This is a genomic window from Caulobacter sp. B11, assembly GCF_002737765.1.
GTDB lineage: Bacteria > Pseudomonadota > Alphaproteobacteria > Caulobacterales > Caulobacteraceae > Caulobacter.
The window spans coordinates 1-2,158 of sequence record NZ_PEGG01000394.1 but is presented as its reverse complement, the minus strand read 5'-3'; the positions used below and the strand labels follow the sequence as shown (position 1 = coordinate 2,158).

Genomic DNA, 2,158 nt, shown 5'->3' with positions numbered 1-2,158 from the left:
CGTGGCCTACGCCATGTGGCCTTCCAAGAAGGCCGAATTCGATAATGCCGCGCGTATGCCGCTGGATCATGGGGAGGACCTCTGATGTCCGACAAGCGCGAAACCGACCAGATCTCCGGCATCGAGACCACGGGTCACGAATGGGACGGCATCAAGGAACTCGACAATCCGCTGCCCCGCTGGTGGCTGTGGACCTGGTACGCCTGCATCCTGTTCGCGATCGGCTATTGGGTGGTGATGCCCGCCTGGCCGGGCCTGAACGGCTATACCAAGGCCTGCTCGGCTACTCCGACCGGGCCGAGGTAGGACGCGAGCTTGACGCGCTGCACGTCAAGCGCGGCGCGGCGGCGGTCAGCCTCCGCTCGGCCAGCCTGGAACAGATCGAAGCCGATCCGAAGCTGCAGGCCTATGCCCTGCAGGTCGGTCAATCGGTGTTCGGCGACAACTGCGCCACCTGCCATGGACCTGGCGGCGTCGGCGGCAAGGGCTACGCCAATCTGCGCGACGACGTGTGGCTGTGGGGCGGCTCGCTGGCCGATATCCAGCACACGCTCACCGTCGGGATCCGGTCCGGTCACCCGGGCCAACGCCTGTCGGTCATGCCGGCCTATGGTCGCGACGAACTGTTGCCGGCCGCCGAGATCGGCGACCTGACCGAATATGTGGTCAAGCTGTCGGGCCGGCCCGCAGACGCCGGGGCGGTGGCCCGCGCGGCGCCGAACTTCGCCAACCAGTGCGCCGCCTGTCACGGCGTCGAGGGCAAGGGCGATGTGGCGTTCGGCGCGCCGAACCTGACCGACGCCGAGTGGCTCTACGGGTCTGACCGGGTCTCGATCCGCGGCCAGATCGTCAATGGCCGGGGCGGGGTCATGCCTTCCTGGGAGGGGCGTCTGTCGCCCGAGACCATCAAGGCCATGGCGGTTTACATCCACGCGAACGCAGGCGGTCAATAGGGCCTATGCCCACCCTCATCGATAACACCAAACCCAAGCCCAAGCCTGACGCCCGGACGCCGGTTTCCGCCGCCGCCCGGGCGCGCGGCAAGTCGGACGCCAAGGGCGGCCTGTACCAGCCACGCGAGCCGATCTATCCCAAGCTGGTCCATGGCCGCTGGCGGACGATCAAGTGGATCCTGCTGATCGCCACCCTGGCGGTCTATTACATCACGCCCTGGATCCGCTGGACCCGCCCCGGCGCGCTGCCCGATCAGGCGGTGCTGGTCGATTTCGACGGCCGGCGGTTCTATTTCTTCGACATCCAGCTGTGGCCGCAGGAAGTCTATATCTTCACCGGCCTGCTGGTGGCCTCGGCCCTGGCCCTGTTCCTGGTCACGGCGCTGTTTGGCAGGCTGTGGTGCGGCTACACCTGTCCGCAGACGGTGTGGACCGACCTCTACATCATGGTCGAGCGCTTCTTCGAGGGCGATCGCAACGCGCGCATGCGCCTGGACGCCGCGCCGTGGTCGTTCGACAAGCTGTGGCGCAAGGTCGGCAAGCACGCGGTCTGGCTGGGCATCGCCTTCGGCACGGGCGGCGCCTGGATCTTCTATTTCCACGATGCTCCGACCCTGATCCGCACCTTCTGGATCGGGCAGGGGGCGATGACCGCCTACATCTCCTGCGCCATCCTGACGGCCACCACCTATATCTTCGCCGGCTGGATGCGCGAGCAGGTCTGCACCTATATGTGCCCCTGGCCCCGCATCCAGGGCGCCATGCTCGACGAGCATTCGCTGCAGGTGGCCTATCTGCGTGACCGGGGCGAGCCCCGGGGGCCGCACAAGAAGACCGAGAGCTGGGAAGGGCGCGGCGACTGCATCGACTGCAACCAGTGCGTCGTGGTGTGCCCGATGGGCATCGACATCCGCAACGGTAGCCAGCTGGAATGCATCAATTGCGGCCTCTGCGTCGACGCCTGCGACGACATCCTCGGCAAGCTGGGCCGGCCCACGGGTCTGATCGCCTACGATACGGACCACGCCGTGGCCGCCCGCTCCTGCGGCCAGAAGGCGCGCTATCCCTTCATTCGTGCCCGGACGATCTATACACCCTGGCCTTGGCCCTGGTGTCCGGCCTGACCCTGTGGGGCCTGGTGGTCCGGCCCAAGGCCGAGCTGCACGTCATTCGCGACCGCAACCCGACCTTCGTGCGCATGCATG

1 protein-coding gene and 2 pseudogenes are annotated in these 2,158 nt (G+C 67.0%); all 3 read left to right on the top strand.

Annotated elements, in window-relative coordinates:
* The first annotated feature begins 1 nt into the window (after position 1).
* Positions 2–85, top strand: a complete 84-nt coding sequence (locus CSW58_RS16360; RefSeq protein ID WP_369825201.1) for a cbb3-type cytochrome c oxidase subunit 3 — start codon at positions 2–4, stop codon at positions 83–85.
* Positions 85–953: pseudogene (ccoP, locus tag CSW58_RS13390) on the top strand (cytochrome-c oxidase, cbb3-type subunit III). Before CSW58_RS16360 ends, ccoP begins: the two are co-directional and overlap by 1 nt.
* 5 nt (positions 954–958) lie before the next feature.
* Positions 959–2,158, top strand: a pseudogene (gene ccoG, locus CSW58_RS13385) (cytochrome c oxidase accessory protein CcoG); the annotation flags it as partial.